The organism is Bradyrhizobium sp. LeoB3, from assembly GCF_055456055.1.
This window is the reverse complement of the sequence record NZ_JBVBEF010000051.1, coordinates 1-22,139: the sequence shown is the minus strand read 5'-3', so window position 1 is coordinate 22,139 and position 22,139 is coordinate 1. Positions and strand designations below refer to the sequence as shown.

Here is a 22,139-nt window from a genome sequence, read left to right as displayed (position 1 = left end):
CTAGCCGCCTTTATTTCGAAGCGCCGTCCAAAGCGAGGTTAAGCGCCAGGACATTCACCCGCGGCTCGCCGAGCACGCCGATCAAACGGCCCTTGGTGTTGGCTTCGACGAGCTGGCGGACCTGCGCTTCCTGCAGGTTGCGCGCTTTTGCCACCCGCGGCACCTGGAAGAGCGCCGCCTCCGGCGAAATGTCGGGATCGAGGCCGCTTCCCGAGGTGGTGACGAGGTCGATCGGCACCGGTTGGGACGGGTTTTCCGCCTTCAGCTTCTCGACATCCTCCTTGACGCGGTCGTTCAGCGCCTTGCTGGTCGGGCCGAGGTTGGAGCCGCCGGAGTTCGCCGCGTTGTAGGGCGCGGGCACCGTCTTGGAGGAATCGTTCGGATCCGGCGCCAGCGTCGCCGACGGCCGGCCGTGGAAGTATTTGTCCTCCTTGAACTCCTGACCGATCAGGGCGGAGCCGATGACCTTGCCGTCCTTCTCGATCAGGCTGCCCTGCGCCTCTGACGGAAAGATCACGCCGGCGATGGCGGTGATCGCGAGCGGATAGGCGAGGCCCGTGACTGCCGTCAACAACAGCAGAAGGACGATGGCGGGACGAATTTCTCTAAGCATGTTGTCTCTCCTAATTCTCGTCATTGCGAGCGAAGCGAAGCCATCCATCGGGCCGCGGGGCAAAGATCGTGGATTGCTGCGTCGCTTCGCTCCTCGCAATGACGGTGTCCATTAAGCCAGGTGCAAGGCTGCGACCGCGAGGTCGATCGCCTTGATGCCGATGAAGGGGATGATGATGCCGCCGATACCGTAGATCATCAGGTTGCGGCGGAGCAGCGCGCCGGCGCCTATCGCGCGATAGGCCACGCCCTTCAGCGCCAGCGGGATCAACGCGATGATGATCAGCGCGTTGAAGATGATCGCCGACAGAATCGCGCTCTGCGGGCTTGAAAGGCCCATGATGTTGAGCACGCCGAGCTGCGGATAGAACGCCAGGAACATCGCCGGGATGATTGCGAAATATTTCGCGACATCGTTGGCGATCGAGAACGTCGTCAGCGCACCGCGGGTCATCAGGAGCTGCTTGCCGATCTCGACCACTTCGATCAGTTTGGTCGGGTTGGAATCGAGGTCGACCATGTTGCCGGCTTCGCGCGCGGCCTGGGTGCCGGTGTTCATGGCGACGCCGACGTCAGCCTGCGCGAGCGCCGGCGCGTCGTTGGTGCCGTCGCCGCACATCGCCACCAGCTTGCCCTTGGCCTGCTCGTCGCGAATCAGCTTGAGCTTGTCCTCGGGCGTGGCCTGCGCCAGGAAGTCGTCGACGCCGGCTTCGGCCGCGATCGCCGCCGCGGTCATCGGATTGTCGCCGGTGATCATCACGGTCCGGATGCCCATGCGACGCAGCTCGGCGAAGCGCTCGCGGATGCCGCCCTTGACGATATCCTTGAGGTGGATGACGCCGAGCAGCCGGCCGTCCTTGGCCACGGCGAGCGGCGTGCCGCCTTCCTTGGCGATCTCGTCGGCAATGCTCTGCAGTTCGCGCGCGGCGTCGGTGTTGACATTGGCCTGGAGGGCGCGGACAGCATTGCCGCTCGCCAGCGTCTGCGCGGTGCCGCCGCCGATATAGTTGAGGATCGCATCCACCGCGCCCTTGCGGACCGCGGACGAGCCGGCATCGATGCCGCTCATGCGGGTCTGCGCGGTGAACGGCACGAAGGTCGCGGCGAGCTCATGCATGTCGCGGCTGCGGATGCCGTATTTCTCCTTGGCCAGCACGACGATGGAACGGCCTTCCGGCGTCTCGTCGGCGAGCGAGGCGAGCTGCGCGGCATCGGCAAGCTCCTGCTCGGTGACGCCACGCACGGGGCGGAACGCGGTCGCCTGGCGGTTGCCGAGCGTGATGGTGCCGGTTTTGTCGAGCAACAGCGTGTCGACGTCGCCGGCGGCTTCCACCGCGCGGCCGGACATTGCCAGCACGTTGAAGCGCACCAGGCGGTCCATGCCGGCGATGCCGATCGCCGAGAGCAGCGCGCCGATCGTGGTCGGGATCAGCGTCACGAACAGCGCCACCAGCACCACGACCGAGATCGAGCCGCCGGCATAGGCCGCGTAGCTCGGGATCGTCACGGTCGCGAACACGAAGATGATGGTGAGGCCGGCCAGCAGGATGTTCAGCGCAATCTCGTTCGGCGTCTTCTGCCGCTCGGCGCCTTCGACCAGCCGGATCATGCGGTCGATGAAGGTCGAGCCCTGCGCCGCGGTGATGCGGACGCGGATCCAGTCCGACAGCACCTGCGTGCCGCCGGTCACCGCCGAACGGTCGCCGCCGGATTCACGGATCACGGGCGCGGACTCGCCGGTGATCGCGGCTTCGTTGACCGAGGCCACGCCTTCGATCACCTCGCCGTCGGACGGGATGATGTCGCCGGCCTCGACCAGAACGATGTCGCCGACCTTGAGCGTGGTGCCGGGGACGAGGCGGTAGTTCCGCCCCGAACCTTCCAGCAGCTTGGCCTGGCTCTCGGTGCGGGTCTTCTTCAGCGAATCCGCCTGCGCCTTGCCGCGGCCCTCGGCGACGGCTTCGGCGAAATTGGCGAACAGCACCGTGAACCAGAGCCACAGGATGATCTGGAAAGTGAAGCCGATGTTCTCCGCGCCGGTGACGAGGTCACGCAGGAAGATCACCGTGGTGAGCGCGGCGACGATCTCGACCACGAACATCACGGGGTTCTTCGCCATCAGCCGCGGATCGAGCTTGATGAAGGACGATTTGATCGCAGGTACCAGGATTTTGGGGTCGAGCATGGTCGACGCCCTCACCTGCTTTTGCAGTTTCATGGTTTCCATGGATGTGACTCCAATTAATTCGATCAGAACAGGGTGTTGGCGTTCATGGCGAGATGCTCGACGATCGGTCCGAGCGCCAGCGCCGGGAAGAAGGTGAGGCCGCCGATGATCAGGATCACGCCGACGACGAGACCGACGAACAGGCCGCCGGTGGTCGGGAACGTGCCGGCCGACGGCGGGACCGACTTCTTCTGCGCCAGCGAACCCGCAATCGCCATTGCCGGCACGATCATGAAGAAGCGGCCGACGAACATCGCGCTGGCGAGCGTGAGGTTGTAGAAGAAGGTGTTGCCGGTGAGACCTGCAAAGGCCGAGCCGTTATTGCCGGTCGCCGAGGTGAAGGCATAGAGCACCTCGGTGAAGCCGTGCGGGCCGGCATTGGCCATCGAAGCAACCGCGGACGGCAGCACCACGGCGACGGCGGTCCAGCCGAGATACATCAGCGGCAGCACCAGGATCGCGAGCATCGCCATCTTGACCTCGCGCGCCTCGATCTTCTTGCCGACATATTCCGGCGTACGGCCGACCATCAGGCCGGCGACGAAGATCGCCAGCACGACGAACAGCAGCATGCCATAAAGACCGGCGCCGACGCCGCCGACGATGATTTCGCCGAGTTGCATGTTGATCAGCGGGATCATGCCGCCGAGCGCGGTGAAGCTGTCATGCATGGCATTGACGGCGCCGCAGGACGCCGCGGTGGTGACGACGGCGAACAGCGAGGACGCGACGATGCCGAAGCGGATTTCCTTGCCTTCCATATTGCCGCCGGACAGACCCAGCGCCTGCAGCGCGGTGGTGCCGTTGGCCTCGGACCAGTAGCAGACAAAAACGCCGGCGATGAACAGCACGCCCATCACGGCGAGGATCGCCCAGCCCTGGCGCTGGTTGCCGACCATGCGGCCGAACACGTTGGTGAACGCGGCGCCGATCACGAAGATCGAGAGCATCTGCACGAAGTTCGACAGCGCGGTCGGATTCTCGAAGGGGTGCGCGGCGTTGGCGTTGAAGAAGCCGCCGCCATTGGTGCCGAGCATCTTGATCGCGACCTGCGACGCTACGGGACCGACGGCGATCGTCTGCTTGGCGCCTTCGAGCGTGGTTGCGTCGACATAGGGCCCGAGCGTCTGCGGCATGCCCTGCGACACCAGGAACAGCGAATAGACGATGCAGATCGGCAGCAGGATGTAGAGCGTGCAGCGGGTGATATCGACCCAGAAATTGCCGATCGTGCGTACAGAGGCGCGGGCGAAGCCGCGGATCAACGCCACAGCGAGCACCATGCCGGTCGCAGCCGAGAGGAAGTTCTGGTGCGTCAGGCCGAGCATCTGGACCAGGTACGACACCGTGCTTTCACCGCCGTAGTTCTGCCAGTTGGTGTTGGTGAGAAAGGAGACCGCGGTGTTGAACGACAGATCCGGGGCAACGGCGGCCTGGTCCGCCGGATTGAACGGCAACACGGCCTGCAGCCGCATCACGCCGTAGATGATCAGGAAGCCGCCGATATGAAACAGAAGCATCGCGACCGTATAGGTCAGCCAGTGCTGTTCGCGCCTTTCGTCGACGCCGCTGATCCAGTAGAACCCGCGCTCCACCGGGCGCAGCACCGGCGACAGCAAAGTCGCCTCGCCGTTGAAGACGCGCGTCATGTACCAGCCGAGCGGCTTGACCAGCGCGACGACGACGGCGCAAAAGAGGATTATTTGGAACCAGCCGATGGCGGTCATGGCATTAAACCTTTCGAATGGGCTTTGAGCGCAGCAGCACGGCAAGCACGCCGACGAGCAGGGTGGTCAGCGCCGCATCTGCCACGAGAAGCTGGCCGAGCATGAACATGGCTTTGATCAAAACCGCTCAGGGCGCAGCAGCGCATAGGTGAGGTAGAAGAGAAGGCCGAGCGAGACGAGGCCGGCGAGCGAATAGTCGAAAATCATGGCGCGCCCCCTCACAGCCTTTCGCAGGCGTAGGCGTAGCCTATGCCGGCTGCGAAAAATGCCGCGGCGAGCACCAGCATGACGAGATCAAGCATTGGAGGCTCCTATGCATAGCGGGCCAACAAACGGCCCGTTTTGGTTCCGAGGTGAGGTGCCACCCGCCGCATAGGTTTTCGAGATGTAGGCTGCGGCGTCGTTATAGGAATCTTATAAAGATCCGCTTCTCAGGCTTGCACGCCGCGGCGAGCCCTTGGCCTAGCCGGGACCCACAACCTCCGGTATCGGTATCGAAGAGGTGGGGCCGCCACAGCACGCTTCCAAACACAGAATGGTGATCTGGGTCCTGGCGTTTGTCGGGACGACGCGTGAGGTTCGGCATCGCGCGCCCCGTCCATCTTTATGAAATCCCTATATTTCCGGCCGCCGCCCCATCTCGTTTTCAAATGGCGTTTTGACCACGTTTGACCTGCGGCATTTCGTCAAACCGCATGATTGATAGGTCTCGCCATGTCACTGCTTTCAGAACCCTTGACCGCCGACTTCGGCCTTCGGCTGCGGGACGCCGGTAGCGTGACAGTCGAACTGATGTCCGACCTCATCCGCGACTATTGCCGACGCTTTCCCTCGCAGGGGCAACGCGACAAGACGGCGCGCGTCGAGGCACTGATCAAACTCGGCGCGTGGACCGATGCAGCGCTGGCGCTGCTCGACCTCAAACTGCCGCAATGGCAGGTTCGTCGCCTCGCCTATGACGACGGCGAATGGTACTGCGCGCTATCGCGCGAGCGCGAACTGCCGGACTGGCTCGATCAATCGATCGAGACCCATCATGCCGATCTGGCGCTCGCCATCTTGAGCGCGTTCGTCGAGGCACAGCGGATCACTGCGCCGTCGAGCCGGCCCAGCGTGCCGAGCGTCGAACGTCATGCCGACGGCCTCTACCAGCCGATGCTGAGCGACAATTTCGCCTGAGCGAGCAGCGCCGTGCAGCCACTGCCAAACCTGCCGCAAAAGCTGAAATCCGCCCAGGTCCTGGTTCGATTTGTGTTTCGGTTGCTGATCCTGAGCGGTTTCGCGCTGTTCGGGAGCATCGGCTTTGGCCGCAGCTTCATCGCGCTGCTCTGGATGTCCACCGTGCTCTGTGCCGTCATCGCCCTGATACGGCGGGAGCAATTCATGGATGCCGATCTCAACCATTGGGACGAGATGGCAGCCTATGCCGCGCTTTGCGCGCTCGCCTCGGCAACCGGCCGGTGATCCCGCGACAGTCCTCGCGATCTTATAGGTCTCTTATGAGATCGATTGCCCGCCCTCCTCGATTTCATATCCACCCGCAAAGATATTGAACGCGTTACCAAGTCTCGTGAAGGAATCACAAAAATGAAACTCGTGAACATCAAACTCGACGAACCTCCATCGTGTAGCTCTGCTTCGCCTATCGTCTTTATCGGACGGAACCGGCGCGGCCAGTGGGTCGCCCAGGAACAGAACGGTCTCTACGGCGGGCTGTTCGTCAATCGCTCCCAGGCAGTCAAATACGCGCTGTTCGAGAACGGGCATCATCCAGAAACCATCGTCGAACTGTCGCGCGAATTCGAACTTGACATGAACCGCAGTTCCTCCGCCGCGCCGTCACAAGCAACAGCCGCGCGACGCGTCGCCTGATCCGATTCGCGGCCTACATTCAGGAGGAGTCAGATGATGCAGCCTTGTTTAGTTGCCGACCGCGACCAGGTCGTCGATACGATGATTACGCTGACGCACCTGTCCAACCTGCACCGCACGATCATCGCGGGAAGCGGAGCCATGGAGCTCTATCTTTCGCTGCGCAGGCGCGGCTTCGTTCAGGTCGCGACAACCGCAACCTGCCGGGTGCCCAGGAGACAGCACAGCATCGGCCTGCTCACGGGAGACAAATCCCTGGCGGCGATCGAGGCGGCGCTCCTGGAAGTCTCGCAGTTCCTCAGCACGAACGCCACCATTGCGATCCTGATCGACTCTCGTGAAGGCGAATTCTGCCTCAACATCCGAAGGAGGCTGGAGCAGATGGGCTTCCGGATCGAGGCAGGCGTGAGGTGCCAACGCGGCCTCGTGCTTGCCGCTCACCGGCAGGGTTTCGTGCAAATGGAAAGAGCGGCGTGAACCGCGAAGCATTTGCGCGGCTGGGAAGGCGTTACCAATGGAATCGCAGGATCCGGTTGAATGGCACAACAGACTGCTGCGCGCCTGGCAACTGGCGCTTCTGCGCTTTGCCGTAACGCTCGATAATGCCGATCGGTTGAACGTGATGGCGATAGCCGCCGAGATTGATCGCGGCGGCCACAGCTCCGAGGAGCAGCCGAGTTTCAGCTTCTTCCGCAAGATCAGTGCCGACCTCTGCAGCGCCATTCCACGGCAGAACGACGCCGCCGATGCCGCTTTACGTCAGTATCTTGAGCGGATCGAGAATCCGCGCCTGAAGCGGGCATTTGCAAGCGCCGTCGAAATCGAAATCGATACGGCGCCGCCGAGCATCAGAAAGCCCAAGGTCAACAACTGGCTGTGGCGCGGATTGGCACCGCGCAGCAATGCTCCACTCCCCGGCACGCGCTCACGCGCCGCCAGATATTGAATGCGGTGCCTATTCCGAAGGACGACACATGAAACAGGACTGGCTCGCGGGCTACATCCCCGACCTTCCGACGCCGTTCGACGAAGATGGCGAAGTCGATTTCGACGCCTTTGTGCAACTATGCGAGCGTCAGATCGCAGCCGGCGCCAGTGCGATCGTGGTCGGCGAGACCACGGGCGAGGCGCCGACCCTGACGACGGGAGAGAAGGCCGGCCTCGTTCGCCGCGCCGTCGAGGTCGCGCATGGCCGTATCAGCATCATCGCCGGCGCCGGATCCAACGCAACAGACCGCGCCGTCGAACTGACGCGGCAGGCGGAGGCCGCCGGCGCCGATGCCGTGCTCTCGGTCGTCCCCTATTACAACAAGCCGATGCAGGCTGGACTCCTCGCGCATTTCCGCGCAGTGGCCGAGGCGACCGCGCTTCCGGTTATCCTGCACGACGTTCCCTCGCGCACCCTTCGCGAACTCTCCGACGCAACGCTTGAGCGCCTAGCTGAATCCGAGCAGTTCATCGGATTGCGCGACAGCAGCGGCGATGTCGGACGCCTGGTCCGCATACGCACGTCGCTGCCGCCGCATTTCCGCCTGCTGTCAGGCGACGATTTGACCACGCTGCCGTTCATGGCCGTCGGTGGACACGGCTGCATCTCGGCAGTCGCGAACCTCGTACCGGAACTGTGCCAGGCGGTTCTTGCAAGCCTCAAGGAAGCACGACCGCAATCGGCCGGGTATCTGTTCAACCGCCTGGTCCCGATTGCCGGGTTGCTCGCCACCGAGCATCCAGCGGCGCTGAAGTATGCGCTGTCGCTGCTTGGGTTGATCCAGCCGAATACGCGCCTCCCGATCGTTCAGTTGAACGACGCCGCCAAGGCCGAGGTCAGGAAGGCGATCGCCGAACTCGACGACGAAGAATGGTCTGGCGTGCGGGATACTTTGCCCGCCGCACCGGTGCGCCACCAGCGAACGAAGCGGTCGTCGCAAGTTGTGTAGGGATGTTTGAAGCACGGGCATCCGGCCAAACGCTGGTTCTTGGCTGAGTCCCGGCATTGGTTGCTTTGGGGACAAACGGACATTACATCGCAGGCAAAGCCGATAGAGCCGGTCGAAAATGACCCGGAGCGGAAGTCGCGCCGGCTCATCCCTGACCGTCAACCTCATCCTGGGGTAGCGATCTGGCTTCTCTTGGCGTAAAGCATCTGAATCAGATCGCCGCGCGTGCGGCTGTGCCGTCTGCCGGGCACGCAGCTTCAAGTCACTCGGCTCGACGTTCTGCGCCTGAGCCAACAAAGGTTTCCATCTCGTGTCATTCCCGACCACAAGTCCGCCGCTCGCCCGAGCTTTAGCCGAGCGCAGCTACGATCGGCCGACCCCTGTCCAGATCGCCGTGCTTGCGGCAGAAGCTGTCGACCGCGACCTTCTCGTTTCGGCCCAAACCGGCTCAGGCAAGACCGTCGCTTACGGGCTGGCAATTGCAAAGGATCTTTTGGGCAGCGTCGAGCGGTTTCAGCGGGCGGCCGCGCCGCTTGCCTTGATCGTCGCGCCAACGCGCGAACTCGCCTTGCAGGTCCATCGCGAACTCGCATGGCTTTATCAATACGCGGATGCGCGCGTCGTCTCCTGCGTCGGCGGCATGGATCCGCGCCGCGAACAGCGCGAGCTTGCCGCGGGCGCTCACATCGTGGTCGGGACGCCCGGCCGATTGTGCGATCACTTGCGGCGCGGCCATCTCGACATCTCGGAATTGAAGGCTGTCGTCCTCGACGAGGCCGATGAAATGCTCAATCTCGGTTTTCGCGAGGATATGGAATTCATCCTCAAGACCACGCCGGATACGCGCCGCACGTTGTTGTTCTCGGCGACTTTTCCGCGCGGCATCGTTGCGCTGGCAAAACAGTACCAGCAACAGGCCTCCCGGATCGAGGTCGCGGGCGACGAAGGCGGTCATGCCGATATCGAGTACCGCGCCATCCGGATTGCTCCTGATGATGTCGAGCACGCGGTCGTCAACGTATTGCGCTTTTTCGAATCGCCGAGCGCACTTGTGTTTTGCAACACGAGAGATGCGGTCAGGCATTTGCAGGCGGCGCTGCTCGAGCGTGGGTTTTCCGTGGTCGCTCTCTCCGGTGAAATGACGCAGAACGAGCGAACCCTGGCGCTGCAGGCGTTGCGCGACGGACGTTCCCGCGTCTGCGTGGCGACCGACGTGGCGGCGCGCGGTATCGACCTGCCGAGCCTCGACCTCGTCATTCATGCGGATCTGCCAAAGGACGCGGAGGTCATGCAGCACCGCTCGGGCCGCACCGGTCGTGCGGGCCGCAAGGGCGTGAGCATCCTGCTGGTGCCGCCCGCCCGAAAACGACGCGCGGAACTGCTGCTGAATCTGGCCGGCATTGACGTCGTCTGGGGCACGGCTCCCCAGGCCGATGAAATCCGCAGGCTCGATCATGAACGTATGCTCACGGATGCCGTTTTCACCGAGGAGACGACCGCCGACGATCTGGTGCTGGCGCGGGCATTGCTTGCCGAGCGGTCGGCCGAGGATATCGCCGCGGCGCTCGCGCGGCTTTATCGCGCGCGGCTTCCTTCGCCCGAAGACATTCTCGATCCCGGCCAGGATCGCAGCCGACCTCGTGACGACCGCGGTCGAGAACACATCCGGACATCGCGCGGCGATGAACGCCCCACCGGGCCCCGATCGAAAACGGGAAGATCATCGTCGCGTCACGGCATGGCGGAGGCCAGCGTATGGTTCCGGGCCGCCATCGGACGAAAAAAGAATGCAGAAGCGCGCTGGCTCTTGCCGATGATTTGCCGTCGTGGCGGCATCGACAAGCGTGACATTGGCGCCATCCGGATTCTGGACACCACCACCGAGTTCGAAATTTCCGAGCGGGTCGCAGGATCCTTCGCCGCCAAGATCCGACGTCCGGATAAGGAAGACAACATCCGCATCGAGCCGCTGGCAGACACTCCCCCAGATCAGGCGCCTTTGGAAAAGCAGTCACACTCGCCTTGGCGCGAAGCCGGCGACTTCGATCACAATGCTCGTCGAAGCGACAATTCTCGTGACGCGACAGGACAGAAGCAACGCGGCAAGCCTCACCGCGAAAGCGGGTCGAAATTTGCCAGCGAGCCGGGTTTCGGGAAGAAAAAGAAACACCGGAACAAGTCCGGCCATGCTGGACAGCGGCAGCCGGCAAACGCGTCGCCTGCGAAAGCCGCATTCGGAAAGAAGGCAAGGAAGAATCGTCGCGGCTGATCTGCCGCCATCGGGTGCTGCGGGACGCTCAGTCCTTCAAGTCTGAACGTGTTCCTAATCGCCGCAGCGAGTCTTCTGTGATCAACGCTGGACGGTCGCCCGCGATTCACGAATCATCCGATGCGCCATCGCCCTTTGTTGATATCGAACTTCACCAGGCCTTCGTCTCGCATTTTCAACAGGAGGGATTGGCAAGCTTCTTCATTCACGACATTGGCGCGTTTCATGACCTCGTACACTTTGAGCGGCTTCTCGCGGAGCGCACGCAGGATATTTTCTCGATCATTCAGCACGACTAGGCTCCTACCGTCATCAAGCGCGCTAAATCACTGAGAATACGAAAGCTGATCTTCCGTAACGACTCGCTCGATATTCTCCGACTTGCTCTTGATGCGGTATCTAAGACGTCCATCTGCCTCGATGGGCATAAGTTGAACGATGGTATAAATCATTGGCGCCTCAGTTGAGGCACGTCCTCGCGGGCCTTGGGGCTGGTGGTGAACGTCTTCATTCAGCTTATAGGCATATGACATGTGTTTACCTCTAGAAGTTACGGCTGCTCTAGCGTGGAGCTTGCCGTAATGCAATGTATCCTGTTGCTCCCGGCCCAGGCTGGTGAAAGCAAAAAAGAGCGCCGTGGCAGAGGGACTCGCGGTCTAAGAGCGCGTCAGCAACCTTGACCTAATACCTCCCGAACATGCCTTTAGTATCCGTGGTCGCATTGAACGGAGGCGGGACCAGCTAAACAAGCGCTCCGCGAGCCAATCGCCCGCTACTACCAAAAGCTATGGAGCGCAAAGTGTATCTCCCGAGCACGCGTTGTTGCGATTTGGTCTCGGCGGGTGGATGCTGTTGGCGCGGACACAATGGAGGGCAGCATGAGCAAGGCAACTCTTGACAATCGCCACCGCAACAAGGACGGAGAAATCAGCGCCAAACACGGAAACACCCTCATTCGCACGTTGCGCAAGGTGTACGGCCAGAGTTTCGCGGCTGGGTATCCTGACACGGAGAAGCTCCGCGAGGTTCTACTTAAGCTGAACGAGACATCGTTGAGCCAGCTCCGCCGTGATCATGAGACCGGCCACTTGGAGCACAAGATCACCAAAGCCTCGAAGTAAGGCCGCGGGGTCCCGCGGCGGTGCGTTCGTGGCCAGAGGCGGCCGCCAAGGCGCCTGCTGCTAAGGGGGAGACCGGACGCGGTTGCGGCATCGCCCAATCGACGCGAATGACCCAGAACGGATATACAGGCAGGCCTCTTCAGCGTTCGGGAAGCGTCCTGAGTAGGCGATCCGTTCCTATAGGAGGAAGGGATGCTGCCTGTATTTGAACCCAAGTGTCCCAACAAGTGTCTCAGGTCGAATTGCGGGTGCCGTAAATTGTTCGACCCTACTGGCCTGGTGCGCCCCGGCGACTTGTCGCTACTGACAAACCAGTACGGGGGTTTTCGCGTGCGCCAGCACCTTGTTTGTCACACTGCCGATGAGAAGCATGGAAAGCCCGCTGCGTCCATGCGATGACATGACGATGAGGTCGCAGCCTTTGTCCTCGGCTGCTGCGATGATGGCTTGATGGGGTTGCCCGTTCTCTGCTTGAATCGTCTCGCAGGAGACACCGGCCTCCTTGGCTGCATTTGCCGCGCGATCCAACGCGCTCGTGGCCTGCTCCTTGCGCAGCTCGGCATATGTTGCGACTGCTTCAAGGAACCGCCCTGACATCTCTGAAAACGGTTCCACAACGAAGATGACAGATACCCTGGCTCCAAGGGATTTCGCCAACGCCAACCCATGCGCCACCCCATGCTCCGCCAGTTCCGACCCATCTGTCGGAATGAGAATATGCCGGTACATGCTTCACCTCCCGATTGTCGCTGCCTTGCGAAGGTAAGCTGGGCCCGCGTTTCGGAAAGAGCCTTGAGATAGATCAATCCATCGGCCAATCGTGCTGCGGCCAGATGTCCGCACTTGGCCCATCGTGTCATTTCGCTGCTGCGCAGCCGCCATCCCGCATAGAAGCGGCATAAAGGCGGCAGCGCCTACTCCGCGGCCGAGCGGAGCTCGGCCTTTTCCGCGCGCGCGGCGCAGAACTTGAATTCCGGAATCTTGCCGAACGGATCGAGCGCCGGATTGGTCAAGAGGTTGGCCGCAGCTTCCGCGTAGCAGAACGGCATGAACACCATGTTGACAGGCACGTCGCGGTCGGAGCGCACCTTCACCTCGACGGCGCCGCGGCGGGTCTGGAGCCGGATGAAATCGCCGGGCCAGAGCTGCATGCGCCGCATGTCCTTCGGCGACATGAAGGCGACCGCCTCCGGCTCGATCTGGTCGAGCACGGATGCGCGGCGGGTCATCGATCCCGTGTGCCAGTGCTCGAGCACGCGGCCGGTCGACAGCACCATCGGATATTCGGCATCGGGCAGTTCATCCGGCGGGATGACATGCGCCGGCACGATCTTGCCGCGGCCGCTTTCGGTCGGGAAACCGGTGGTGAAGATGATCTCATTGCCGGGCTTATCTGGGTCGTCGACCGGATAGGTCACCGCGCCCTCGCGCACCAGGCGTTCCCAGGTGATGTTCTTCAGCGAAGGCATCAGCTCGGCCATCTCGGCAAAGACATCAGCCGGACCGCTGTAGTTCCACGGCAGGCCCATGCGCTTTCCGATCTCCTGGATGATCCAGAGATCCTGCCGCGCGTCGCCCGGCGGCTTGATCACCTCGCGCGCGAGCTGCACGCGGCGGTCGGTGTTGGTGAAGGTGCCGGACTTCTCCGCAAACGCCGAAGCCGGCAGGATCACGTCGGCATGGAACGCGGTCTCGGTGACGAAGAGATCCTGCACCACGAGGTGATCGAGCATGGCAAGCGCCTCGCGCGCGTGCTGCAGATCGGGATCGGACATCGCGGGATTTTCGCCCTCGATATACATGCCGTTGATCTCGCCGGCATGGATCGCGTTCATGATCTCGACCACGGTCAGGCCGCGGACCGGGTCGAGGCTCTTCTGCCAGAGCTCCTCGAACTTGCCGCGCAGATCGACGCGGCCGACAGGCTGGTAGTCCGGCAGGAACATCGGGATCAGGCCAGCATCGGACGCGCCCTGCACGTTGTTCTGGCCGCGCAGCGGATGCAGGCCGGTGCCGGGACGGCCGACCTGGCCGGTGATCAGTGCCAGCGCGATCAGGCAGCGCGCATTGTCGGTGCCATGGACATGCTGGCTGATACCCATGCCCCAGAAGATGATCGAGGATTTCGCGCGGGCGTAGAGCCGCGCCACTTCGCGCAAGGTCTCGGCCGGGATACCGCAGATCGGCTCCATCTTCTCCGGAGTGAAGTCCACGATCTTGGCCTTCAGCTCGTCGAAACCTTCGGTGTAGCCGGCGATGTACTGCTCGTCGGTCAGGCCCTCGGTGATGATCGTGTTGATCATCGCGTTCAGCATCGCGACGTCGCTTCCCGGCTTGAAGGCGAGATGCTTATCGGCATGGCGCGACAGCGACTGCAGCCGCGGGTCCATCACGATCAATTTCGCGCCGCGCTTGGCCGCGTTCTTGATATAGGTCGCGGCCACCGGATGGTTCACGGTCGGATTGGCGCCGATCACGATGATCACCTCGGCATCCATTGCCGCCGAGAACGGCGCCGACACCGCGCCGGAATTCAGGCCCTCCGTCAGCGCCGCCACTGATGACGCGTGGCACAGCCGCGTGCAGTGATCGACATTGTTGGAGCCGAAGCCGGTGCGCACCAGCTTCTGAAACAGATAGGCTTCCTCGTTCGATCCCTTCGCAGAACCGAAGCCGGCGATCGCCTTCACGCCCTTCTCGTCGCGAATCTTGACGAGGCCGCGCGCGGCGATATCGAGCGCCTCTTCCCAGCTCGCCTCGCGGAAATGCGTGAACGGATTGGCCGGATCGACCTGATCGTTGGGGTCCTTCTTTGCATTCGGCAACCGAACCAGCGGTTTCATCAGGCGATGCGGATGGTGGATATAGTCGAAGCCGAAGCGGCCCTTGACACAGAGCCGGTTGTGATTGGCCGGGCCATCGCGGCCTTCGGCATAGATCACCTTCTCGTCCTTGACCTGGTAGGTCACCTGGCAGCCGACGCCGCAGAACGGACAGAGCGAATCCACCTTGCGGTCGGGATAAGTAACGCGGGTCTGCTTCTCGTCGAGCATCACGGCGGGCATCAGCGCGCCGGTCGGGCAGGCCTGCACGCATTCGCCGCAGGCGACGCAGGTCGATTCTCCCATCGGATCGTCGAAGTCGAACACGATCTTGGCATCGGCATTGCGATAGGCCATGCCGATGACGTCGTTGACCTGCACCTCGCGGCAGGCGCGCACGCACAGGCCGCACTGGATGCAGGCATCGAGATTGACGCGCATCGCCGGGTGGCTGGCATCGCCCTCCCAGCGCTCCGCCGCCGGGAAGCGGCTCTCGGTGACGCCGGTCTTCTCCGCCCAGTGCCAGAATTTCGAATCGGGATCGTGCGAGGTCTCGCGCGCCGGCTGGTCGGCGACCAGAAGCTCCATCACCATCTTCTGCGCGGCAACGGCGCGGCTAGAGGCCGTCTTCACCTTCATGCCGACAGACGGCGTGCGCTTGCAGGAGGCGGCGAGCACGCGCTCGCCTTCGATCTCGACCATGCAGGCGCGGCAATTGCCGTCGGGGCGATAGTCCGGCGCCGGCGAATAGCAGAGATGCGGGATCTCCTGGCCCTGGCGTTTTGCCACCTGCCAGATGGTCTCGCCTGCTTTCGCTTCGACCTGCTTGCCGTCGAGTTCGAACTGGATCGTCGTCATTCCGCAGCTTCCTTGAACTCGTCGGGGAAGTATTTAATCACGGAGGTCAGGGGATTCGAGGCGGCCTGGCCGAGACCGCAGATCGACGCATCGCGCATCGCCTGGCCCAGTTCCTCGAGCAGCGCCCGGTTCCACACCGGCCGTTCCATTAACATCGCCGCCTTCTGCGTGCCGACGCGGCAAGGCGTGCATTGCCCGCAGCTCTCATCTTCGAAGAAGCGCATCAGATTGAGCGCTGCCGCCTTCACGCTGTCCGCTTGCGACAGGATCACGATCGCGGCCGAGCCGATGAAGCAGCCGTATTTTTCCAATGTGCCGAAGTCGAGCGGGATATCGTCCATCGTCGCCGGCAGGATGCCGCCGGAGGCGCCGCCCGGCAGATAGGCATGGAAGGTGTGGCCATCGGCCATGCCGCCGCAATATTCGTCGATCAGCTCGCGCACGGTGATGCCGGCCGGCGCCAGCTTCACGCCGGGATTTTTCACGCGGCCCGAGACCGAGAAGCTGCGCAGACCCTGACGGTCGTTGCGGCCGTGGCTCTTCCACCAGTCGGCGCCCTTCTCGACGATGTCGCGCACCCACCACAATGTCTCGACATTGTTGATCAGCGTCGGCAGGCCGAACAGCCCGACCTGGAACGGATAAGGCGGCTTGTGCCGCGGCAATCCGCGCTTGCCCTCGATGCTCTCGAGCAGCGAGGATTCCTCGCCGCAGATGTAAGCGCCGGCGCCGCGACGCAGATGCAGGCGTGGACCGCCGGCCGGAAGCTTTGCGATCTCGCGCGCGAGGATTTCGCGCACCGCCGGATATTCGTCGCGGATGTAGACGTAGACGTCGGCGGCTTCGACCACGTGGGCGCCGATCAGCATGCCCTCGAGGAAGCGATGCGGATCGGTCTCGAGATAATAGCGATCCTTGATCGTGCCGGGCTCGCCCTCGTCGCCATTGACCGCCATCAGCCGCGGCCCGGGTTCGCCGAGCACCGCGCGCCATTTGCGCCCGGTGGGGAATCCCGCGCCGCCGAGTCCGCGCAGCGAGGCGTTGTCGAGCGCCTTCAGGATCTCGTCGTTCGACACTTCGCCCGCGCGCAGCCGGTTCAGCAATCGGTAGCCACCGCCGGCAACATAGGCGTTGTAGCCGACATAATCAGGCAGATGCGCGTGCGTCTCGCCAGCCTTCGCCGTCGCCAGCACGCTCTCGACCGTCGCCTGATCGACGAAGTTGTGGCCGACTTCCGCGACCGGCGCGGTGTCGCAGCGGCCGACGCAGGGCGCGCGCACCACGCGGACGCCGGGACCGGCCGAGTCCTGCAATTGCTCCAGCAGCTTTTCGCCGCCGAGCATCGCGCAGGTGAGCGAGTCGCAGACGCGGATGGTAAGCGGCGCGACATCCGGCTGACCTTCCTTCACCACGTCGAAATGCGCGTAGAACGTCGCGGTCTCGAACACTTCCGCGAACGACAATTTCATCTCGTCCGCGAGCGCGGCGAGATGCGCGGCGGAGATCTGGTGGTACTTGTCCTGGATCAGGTGCAGGAATTCGATCAGCAGGTCGCGCCGGCGCGGCCGGTCGCCGAGCAACTGCTCGACGTCATGCGCGGCCGTCGGATCGATCTGGCGTCCCTTCGGCGTCGCCTTGGCCTTGCGCCGCCCGGCGCCAGGGTGCTCGAACGCGCGAACCTCATGCACGTCATGGACAGTCATTGAAGCATCCGTTCTTACCACGCTTTAGATCAACTCTAATCTTTGGCATGCCAGATGCCAAGACCAATGCCAAGAGAAAATTATCGCGTCCGAAGAAGCATTTAAGGGGCATGCCGCCGGCGCATGCCCCCGCTCCGTTTCCCCCGCGACAAACCTGTCCTCAGGTCTTACCCATGCAGTCCTCGATGTAGAACCAGCGGTCGTCGCCCGCCAATCCCTTGGCTTTGACCTCCTGGCGACAGGTCTTCAACTTGCCCCTGTTGGCGCTCCATTTGGCCTTCATGTCCTTGAGCTTTTGCGCCGTCAGCTTCGCCCTGGAAGGCTTCGCCTCGCTCGAAGCAGCAGGCGCGGAAGGCGCGGGCGCGGTAGTTTGAGCGGAAGCTACAGTCAGTACACCCATGATCAACAACGCGGCGGCGGCACCAGTTCCGATACGAAACATCGCGAAAATTCCCTTGTTCTATTCGTTGAATTGAATGGATGAAAAAAGGCGCCGCGGGCGAACGCATCGCCCGCGGCGCCAAGCTCAATCAGAAGATCTTGACCGCGCTCTCCAGCGTCTTCCAGACGCCCCAAGCCAGGGGAATGCCGACAAAGGCCCAGAACAGCGCGGCCTTGGCATCCAGTCCGCCGAACCCGATGCCGTAGGAACCATGCGGACCGGCCGCATCCGCACTCGCGCTCGCCGCCTGCAGTTTTGCCACTTCCGCCTCGCTCATGTGCCACTTCGCATCGACCGGCTTGACCAGGTAGTTGCAGATCAGGCCCGCGATCAGCATGGCGCAGAGGATGTACATCGTGGTGTTGTAGAGCTGGTCGCGCGGAACGCCGGCAGCGAGTTGGAACTCGCGGATATAGTTCACGACGACCGGGCCGATGATGCCGGCGGTCGACCACGCCGTCAGCAGCCGGCCGTGAATGGCGCCCACGAACTGCGTTCCGAACATGTCGGCGAGATACGCCGGCACGGTCGCAAAGCCGCCGCCATACATCGACAGGATGATGCCGAAGCCGAGCACGAACAGAAGTTTCGAGCCCATCGCCGCGAAGGTCGGCGCCAGCGCATAGAGCGCAATGCCGAGCAGGAAGAACGTATAGTAAGTGTTCTTGCGCCCGATCTTGTCCGACAGCGACGCCCAGAAGAAACGGCCGCCGATGTTGAACAGTGACAGCAGCCCGGCGAAGCCTGCCGCGATGCCGGCGATCTGCGCCTTCTGCGACGCATCAAGCTGGTTGAAGCCCATGGTAGGCAGCCCGATCAATTTGCCGCCAAAGATCTCCTGCAGCATCGGCGAGGCCATGCCGATCACGCCGATGCCTGCTGACACGTTGAGGCAGAGCACCCACCAGATCAGCCAGAATTGCGGCGTCTTGTGCGCGTCCTTGAGATGGACGTTGTTGGTCGAGATCATCTTGTTGGCCTTGGCCGGCGGCGTCCAGCCCTCAGGCTGCCAGCCTGTCGGCGGAATGCGATAGCGGAAGGCGCCGATCATCATGAACACGAAATAGATCACGCCCATCGCCAGGAAGGTTTCCCAGACGCCGACCGAGGTCGGTGTCTTGAAATAGTTCATCAAGAGGTTCGCAAGCGGCGCGCCGATCATGGCGCCGCCGCCGAACCCCATGATGGCCATGCCGGTCGCCATGCCGCGGCGATCGGGAAACCATTTCACCAATGTCGACACCGGCGAGATATAGCCGAGCCCGAGGCCGACTCCGCCGATCACGCCGGCGCCCAGCCACATCAGCCAGAGCTGATGGATGTAGACGCCGAGCGCGCCGATCACGAGTCCGCCGGCCCAGCACAGTGCCGCGACGAAGCCGGCCTTGCGCGGACCGACGCGTTCGAGCCAGCCGCCCCAGATCGCGGCGGAGACGCCGAGCAGCACGAAGAACAGGGTGTACATCCACCCCAGGCTCGCCACCTTCCAGTCGCAGGTGGTGGTGAACAATTCCTGCCACAGCGAGATGTCGGGGCAGGCCTTCGGCGCATTCAATCCGATCGCGCGCGAGAGCGGCAGCCAGAACACCGAGAAGCCGTAAGCCATGCCGATGCACAGATGGATGCAGAGTGCGGCCGGCGGCACCAGCCAACGGTTGAAGCCGGCCGTCGCAATCGTGTGCTCCTTGTCGAGGAAACCAAGCCCCGCGCCGGCCACATTGCCGGTGCTGCTAATCGTCGTCATCCGATCCTCCCTGCGGCCGCTCTTCAATCGAGCGTGCTCGCTTTCGTTGACCCAACCAAATTGTCGTCGCGGAAACCGGCGCTGCCGCTCCACGACTTCTTTCTGTGCGCCAGAGATCATCAAGCGCTTTTCGGAATTCCCAACCCCCGACGCGACACAATATGCTCAGTGACGGCGCCAACCTGATAAATGAAGACGTGCCCCGCCCGGAGTCGCTCGTGTGTAGCCCGAGCGTCGTTGATCTCCGCGACACCGCGGAGAGGTTCAATTGGGACAGAAGGGCTAAAATGTGTCGATAGGAAAAAGGTAGGTATCAACCAGAGCGATTATTGCAGCGCACGGCTATTGTTGCTATGCGGACGAGGCATCATTGATTTTCTCTATCGTCCCATTTGTCTTCTCGATCAAAAACACGATGCGGCTCTCGCTCCGCTCGGTGATCTCGACCTTGTCGCCGGTCTCGCGGATCAGGTTCGGGATATCGATCACCGACAATGGATCGGTGCAGAGCACTTCGAGAAAATCACCCGGCTTGACCGCCTTCAGTGCCTTGCGCGTCTTGAGCGCGGGCAGCGGACATTTGAGACCGGTGAGATCGAGTTTTGTCGTCGTCATGTTTCCGACCATGGCGAAGCATTCGCACAGCGTCAATCGCTACGCGAAGGCTTCAGATCAGGCTTGCATAGGACAGGAATCCGACGGTCTGGCCGGGCTCGACGTGTGTGATGTGTTCGCCAAGCTCGACCAGGCCATCGGTGTCGACCAGCGACGACAACAGCCCCGCGCCCTCGCGCGGAAACTTGATCGCTTCGAGCATACCATCCGGCGCTTTACGCAGATTGACGCGGACATATTCGCGGCGCCCGACCTTCTTCTTGTAGGTGAAGCCGGCCCGCACCGGCATCGGCACCAGCGGCTCCGGCGCGCCGCCGGACAGCGCCAGGATGGTTGGCCGCACCACGTGAACGAAGGTGACGAAGCTCGCGACGGGATTGCCCGGCAGGCCGATGAACGGCGTGCCGCCGATGATGCCCATCGCGACCGGACGCCCCGGCTTGATCGCCATCCGCCACAGCACCAGGCGGCCGACGCTCTCGACGCCGGCCTTGACGTGATCCTCCTCACCAGTTGAGACGCCGCCGGTGGTGAGGATCAGATCGTGCTGGCCTGCGACGTCCTTCAGCGCGCGTGCGAGGCTCGCAGGCTCGTCGCGCAGAATGCCGAGATCACTGACCTCGCAGCCAAGTCGCCGCAGCATCGCCATCAGCATGAAGCGATTGGAATCGAAAAGCTGCGGCCCGGCGCGGCGCTCGCCGGGAGAAACCAGCTCATCGCCGGTCGAGAACACCGCGACGCGGATCCGCCTGATCACCTCGAGCCTGACAAGACCGAACGCGGCGGCCAGCGCGACATGCTGCGGCTGCAGCCGCTTTCCAACCTGCAACGCGGCGTGGCCGAGCGGGATGTCCTCGCCGGCCGGCCGCACATTGGCGCCCGGCTTCAGGCCGGCGGGCAACACGACCTTGTCGCCCTCGACGCGGACGTCCTCCTGCATGAACACGGTGTCGGCACCGTCAGGCATCGGCGCGCCCGTGAAGATGCGCACAGCATGACCGCGCTCGACCGGCGCATTCGCAGCAGTGCCCGCCTGCACCCGTCCACTGATGGGAAACGCCTGTTCCGAACCTGTGGGAAGATCGCGGCTTGCGACCGCATAGCCATCGACGGCGGAATTGGTGAAGGGCGGCAGCGGCAACGGCGCCAAAATCTCATTGGCGAGGATGCGCCCGTCGGCCTCCGCGAGCGCGACGGTCTCGATATCGGCTATCGCCGTCACCCGAGTCGCGATCAGGCGCACGGCCTCATCGACCGACATCATCGGCCCGCTGAAGGCAAAGCAATCGTCGGACAGTTGCGCCATTTCAGGTCTCGCTCTTCGCCAGGATTTCGTCCACCGCAACGGCGGCGCGCTGCATCATGGCTGCAACGGCGGCGACATCATCGAGGTGGGCGGTCGGCAGCCGGGTTTCAATCGTCGCATCCGTCGCGATCCCGGCAATGCCGGGATCATCGGGGAACAGCAGCGGCTTGTTGTTGGCGGCACGATGCACCTCGATCTTGCGCAGCGGCTCGCGCTTGAAGCCTTCGACCACGACGAGATCGACCTGCGACATCTTGGCGAGCAGCTCGGCCAGCCGCGGCTCGCCGGCGCCGCGCAGCTCATGCATCAAGGCCCAGCGCCGGCTTGAGGAGACCAGCACCTCGGTCGCGCCCGCCTGGCGGTGCACCCAGGAATCCTTGCCGGGCACGTCGACGTCGAATTCGTGATGGGCATGCTTGATCACGGATACGCGCAGGCCCTGTGCCAGCAGATGCGGAATCACGCGCGACAGCAAGGTGGTCTTGCCGGCACCGCTCCAGCCTGCGAGTCCGATCACTTTCATTTCATTCTCCGAATACCTGCCGGAACCGGCTAGCTAGAGCATGACGAGATCAGGTCGAACTGCGCCCGCGATGTGCGCTGCGCTCCCTCTCCCGCTTGCGGGGAAGGGCTGGGGTGGGGGCTCTCTCCACAATTCACGCTGTCCGAGCGTGTGGAGAGAGCCCCCACCCGGCGCGGAGCCTGTACTCGGACGGCGCGAAGCGCCGATCCGGGTGCGCCGAACTCCCCCGCAAGCGGGAGAGGTGAAGTGAACTCGCTTCCGATCCAACCAAATGGCATCATGCCCTAGGTCGTGTGGACTCTTGGGATTCTCAAATCAGATGGAACGTGATTCAAGGCTTTCTTTTAGGAGGAAGCCTTGG

21 protein-coding genes are annotated in these 22,139 nt (G+C 63.0%); 8 read left to right on the top strand and 13 right to left on the bottom strand.

The genetic code is table 11. The features are described from left to right. Positions 1 to 10: 10 nt before the first annotated feature. The 4 genes from ACZXDY_RS27555 to ACZXDY_RS27540 form a co-directional block, all read right to left on the bottom strand. Positions 11 to 613, bottom strand: coding sequence for a K(+)-transporting ATPase subunit C (locus ACZXDY_RS27555; RefSeq protein ID WP_464347671.1), 603 nt, complete (start codon positions 611 to 613; stop codon positions 11 to 13). Between the two features lie 111 nt (positions 614 to 724). Then, positions 725 to 2,839: a potassium-transporting ATPase subunit KdpB gene (gene kdpB, locus ACZXDY_RS27550; RefSeq protein ID WP_464347670.1), complete on the bottom strand. Its 2,115-nt coding sequence runs from the start codon at positions 2,837 to 2,839 to the stop codon at positions 725 to 727. Between the two features lie 23 nt (positions 2,840 to 2,862). Next, positions 2,863 to 4,566 (bottom strand): potassium-transporting ATPase subunit KdpA, encoded by a 1,704-nt coding sequence (gene kdpA, locus ACZXDY_RS27545; protein ID WP_464347669.1) that lies wholly within the window; start codon positions 4,564 to 4,566, stop codon positions 2,863 to 2,865. A gap of 117 nt (positions 4,567 to 4,683) precedes the next feature. After that, positions 4,684 to 4,773, bottom strand: coding sequence for a K(+)-transporting ATPase subunit F (locus ACZXDY_RS27540; protein WP_016846764.1), 90 nt, complete (start codon positions 4,771 to 4,773; stop codon positions 4,684 to 4,686). Positions 4,774 to 5,280: 507 nt separating this feature from the next. Here ACZXDY_RS27540 and ACZXDY_RS27535 point away from each other — a divergent pair. The 7 genes from ACZXDY_RS27535 to ACZXDY_RS27505 all read left to right on the top strand — a co-directional run bounded on the left by ACZXDY_RS27535 (position 5,281) and on the right by ACZXDY_RS27505 (position 10,644). Then, positions 5,281 to 5,745: a hypothetical protein gene (locus tag ACZXDY_RS27535; RefSeq protein ID WP_464347668.1), complete on the top strand. Its 465-nt coding sequence runs from the start codon at positions 5,281 to 5,283 to the stop codon at positions 5,743 to 5,745. Positions 5,746 to 5,757: 12 nt separating this feature from the next. Continuing rightward, positions 5,758 to 6,030, top strand: a complete 273-nt coding sequence (locus ACZXDY_RS27530) for a hypothetical protein (RefSeq protein WP_245287463.1) — start codon at positions 5,758 to 5,760, stop codon at positions 6,028 to 6,030. A gap of 138 nt (positions 6,031 to 6,168) precedes the next feature. After that, the gene (locus ACZXDY_RS27525; protein WP_035691316.1) at positions 6,169 to 6,438 is read left to right on the top strand and encodes a hypothetical protein; all 270 of its coding nucleotides are present in this window, start codon (positions 6,169 to 6,171) and stop codon (positions 6,436 to 6,438) included. 33 nt (positions 6,439 to 6,471) lie between these two features. Further along, complete coding sequence (locus tag ACZXDY_RS27520) at positions 6,472 to 6,915, top strand: hypothetical protein (RefSeq protein WP_464347667.1); 444 nt, start codon at positions 6,472 to 6,474, stop codon at positions 6,913 to 6,915. Beyond that, positions 6,869 to 7,384: a hypothetical protein gene (locus tag ACZXDY_RS27515; protein WP_464347666.1), complete on the top strand. Its 516-nt coding sequence runs from the start codon at positions 6,869 to 6,871 to the stop codon at positions 7,382 to 7,384. Before ACZXDY_RS27520 ends, ACZXDY_RS27515 begins: the two co-directional genes overlap by 47 nt. Positions 7,385 to 7,412: 28 nt before the next feature. After that, complete coding sequence (gene dapA, locus ACZXDY_RS27510; RefSeq protein ID WP_464347665.1) at positions 7,413 to 8,375, top strand: 4-hydroxy-tetrahydrodipicolinate synthase; 963 nt, start codon at positions 7,413 to 7,415, stop codon at positions 8,373 to 8,375. Between the two features lie 310 nt (positions 8,376 to 8,685). Further along, complete coding sequence (locus ACZXDY_RS27505; RefSeq protein WP_464347664.1) at positions 8,686 to 10,644, top strand: DEAD/DEAH box helicase; 1,959 nt, start codon at positions 8,686 to 8,688, stop codon at positions 10,642 to 10,644. A gap of 113 nt (positions 10,645 to 10,757) precedes the next feature. On the opposite strand, the gene ACZXDY_RS27500 is transcribed toward ACZXDY_RS27505, so the two are convergent. Then, complete coding sequence (locus ACZXDY_RS27500) at positions 10,758 to 10,937, bottom strand: hypothetical protein (RefSeq protein ID WP_035691301.1); 180 nt, start codon at positions 10,935 to 10,937, stop codon at positions 10,758 to 10,760. A 585-nt stretch (positions 10,938 to 11,522) separates the two neighbouring features. Between ACZXDY_RS27500 and ACZXDY_RS27495 the strand changes: the two genes are divergently transcribed. Continuing rightward, positions 11,523 to 11,765: a hypothetical protein gene (locus tag ACZXDY_RS27495; protein WP_028166547.1), complete on the top strand. Its 243-nt coding sequence runs from the start codon at positions 11,523 to 11,525 to the stop codon at positions 11,763 to 11,765. A 300-nt stretch (positions 11,766 to 12,065) separates the two neighbouring features. Here ACZXDY_RS27495 and ACZXDY_RS27490 read toward each other — a convergent pair whose 3' ends face one another. The 8 genes from ACZXDY_RS27490 to mobB form a co-directional block, all read right to left on the bottom strand. Then, complete coding sequence (locus tag ACZXDY_RS27490; RefSeq protein ID WP_464347663.1) at positions 12,066 to 12,494, bottom strand: universal stress protein; 429 nt, start codon at positions 12,492 to 12,494, stop codon at positions 12,066 to 12,068. 185 nt (positions 12,495 to 12,679) lie between these two features. After that, positions 12,680 to 15,445, bottom strand: a complete 2,766-nt coding sequence (gene fdhF / locus ACZXDY_RS27485) for a formate dehydrogenase subunit alpha (protein ID WP_464347662.1) — start codon at positions 15,443 to 15,445, stop codon at positions 12,680 to 12,682. Continuing rightward, positions 15,442 to 17,148: an NADH-ubiquinone oxidoreductase-F iron-sulfur binding region domain-containing protein gene (locus tag ACZXDY_RS27480; protein WP_464347661.1), complete on the bottom strand. Its 1,707-nt coding sequence runs from the start codon at positions 17,146 to 17,148 to the stop codon at positions 15,442 to 15,444. Before ACZXDY_RS27480 ends, fdhF begins: the two co-directional genes overlap by 4 nt. A gap of 160 nt (positions 17,149 to 17,308) precedes the next feature. After that, positions 17,309 to 17,590 (bottom strand): hypothetical protein, encoded by a 282-nt coding sequence (locus tag ACZXDY_RS27475; RefSeq protein ID WP_464347660.1) that lies wholly within the window; start codon positions 17,588 to 17,590, stop codon positions 17,309 to 17,311. Positions 17,591 to 17,678: 88 nt separating this feature from the next. Beyond that, positions 17,679 to 19,334 (bottom strand): OFA family MFS transporter, encoded by a 1,656-nt coding sequence (locus ACZXDY_RS27470; RefSeq protein ID WP_028166542.1) that lies wholly within the window; start codon positions 19,332 to 19,334, stop codon positions 17,679 to 17,681. A 351-nt stretch (positions 19,335 to 19,685) separates the two neighbouring features. Further along, complete coding sequence (locus tag ACZXDY_RS27465) at positions 19,686 to 19,949, bottom strand: sulfurtransferase TusA family protein (RefSeq protein WP_464347659.1); 264 nt, start codon at positions 19,947 to 19,949, stop codon at positions 19,686 to 19,688. A gap of 52 nt (positions 19,950 to 20,001) precedes the next feature. Then, a complete protein-coding gene (locus ACZXDY_RS27460; RefSeq protein WP_464347658.1) occupies positions 20,002 to 21,255 on the bottom strand; it encodes a molybdopterin molybdotransferase MoeA in 1,254 nt (417 codons plus the stop codon). 1 nt (position 21,256) lies between these two features. After that, on the bottom strand, positions 21,257 to 21,778 hold the full coding sequence (gene mobB / locus ACZXDY_RS27455; protein ID WP_464347657.1) for a molybdopterin-guanine dinucleotide biosynthesis protein B: 522 nt from the start codon (positions 21,776 to 21,778) through the stop codon (positions 21,257 to 21,259). Positions 21,779 to 22,139 lie beyond the last annotated feature (361 nt).

Excerpts from the sequence above, each read along its gene's own strand:
- ACZXDY_RS27555 (WP_464347671.1), bottom strand. The coding sequence starts at position 613 with ATGCTTAGAGAAATTCGTCCCGCCATCGTCCTTCTGCTGTTGTTGACG.
- kdpB (WP_464347670.1), bottom strand. The coding sequence starts at position 2,839 with ATGGAAACCATGAAACTGCAAAAGCAGGTGAGGGCGTCGACCATGCTC.
- kdpA (WP_464347669.1), bottom strand. The coding sequence starts at position 4,566 with ATGACCGCCATCGGCTGGTTCCAAATAATCCTCTTTTGCGCCGTCGTC.
- ACZXDY_RS27540 (WP_016846764.1), bottom strand. The coding sequence starts at position 4,773 with ATGATTTTCGACTATTCGCTCGCCGGCCTCGTCTCGCTCGGCCTTCTC.
- ACZXDY_RS27535 (WP_464347668.1), top strand. The coding sequence starts at position 5,281 with ATGTCACTGCTTTCAGAACCCTTGACCGCCGACTTCGGCCTTCGGCTG.
- ACZXDY_RS27520 (WP_464347667.1), top strand. The coding sequence starts at position 6,472 with ATGATGCAGCCTTGTTTAGTTGCCGACCGCGACCAGGTCGTCGATACG.
- dapA (WP_464347665.1), top strand. The coding sequence starts at position 7,413 with ATGAAACAGGACTGGCTCGCGGGCTACATCCCCGACCTTCCGACGCCG.
- ACZXDY_RS27495 (WP_028166547.1), top strand. The coding sequence starts at position 11,523 with ATGAGCAAGGCAACTCTTGACAATCGCCACCGCAACAAGGACGGAGAA.
- ACZXDY_RS27490 (WP_464347663.1), bottom strand. The coding sequence starts at position 12,494 with ATGTACCGGCATATTCTCATTCCGACAGATGGGTCGGAACTGGCGGAG.
- fdhF (WP_464347662.1), bottom strand. The coding sequence starts at position 15,445 with ATGACGACGATCCAGTTCGAACTCGACGGCAAGCAGGTCGAAGCGAAA.
- ACZXDY_RS27480 (WP_464347661.1), bottom strand. The coding sequence starts at position 17,148 with ATGACTGTCCATGACGTGCATGAGGTTCGCGCGTTCGAGCACCCTGGC.
- ACZXDY_RS27475 (WP_464347660.1), bottom strand. The coding sequence starts at position 17,590 with ATGTTTCGTATCGGAACTGGTGCCGCCGCCGCGTTGTTGATCATGGGT.
- ACZXDY_RS27470 (WP_028166542.1), bottom strand. The coding sequence starts at position 19,334 with ATGACGACGATTAGCAGCACCGGCAATGTGGCCGGCGCGGGGCTTGGT.
- ACZXDY_RS27465 (WP_464347659.1), bottom strand. The coding sequence starts at position 19,949 with ATGACGACGACAAAACTCGATCTCACCGGTCTCAAATGTCCGCTGCCC.
- ACZXDY_RS27460 (WP_464347658.1), bottom strand. The coding sequence starts at position 21,255 with ATGGCGCAACTGTCCGACGATTGCTTTGCCTTCAGCGGGCCGATGATG.
- mobB (WP_464347657.1), bottom strand. The coding sequence starts at position 21,778 with ATGAAAGTGATCGGACTCGCAGGCTGGAGCGGTGCCGGCAAGACCACC.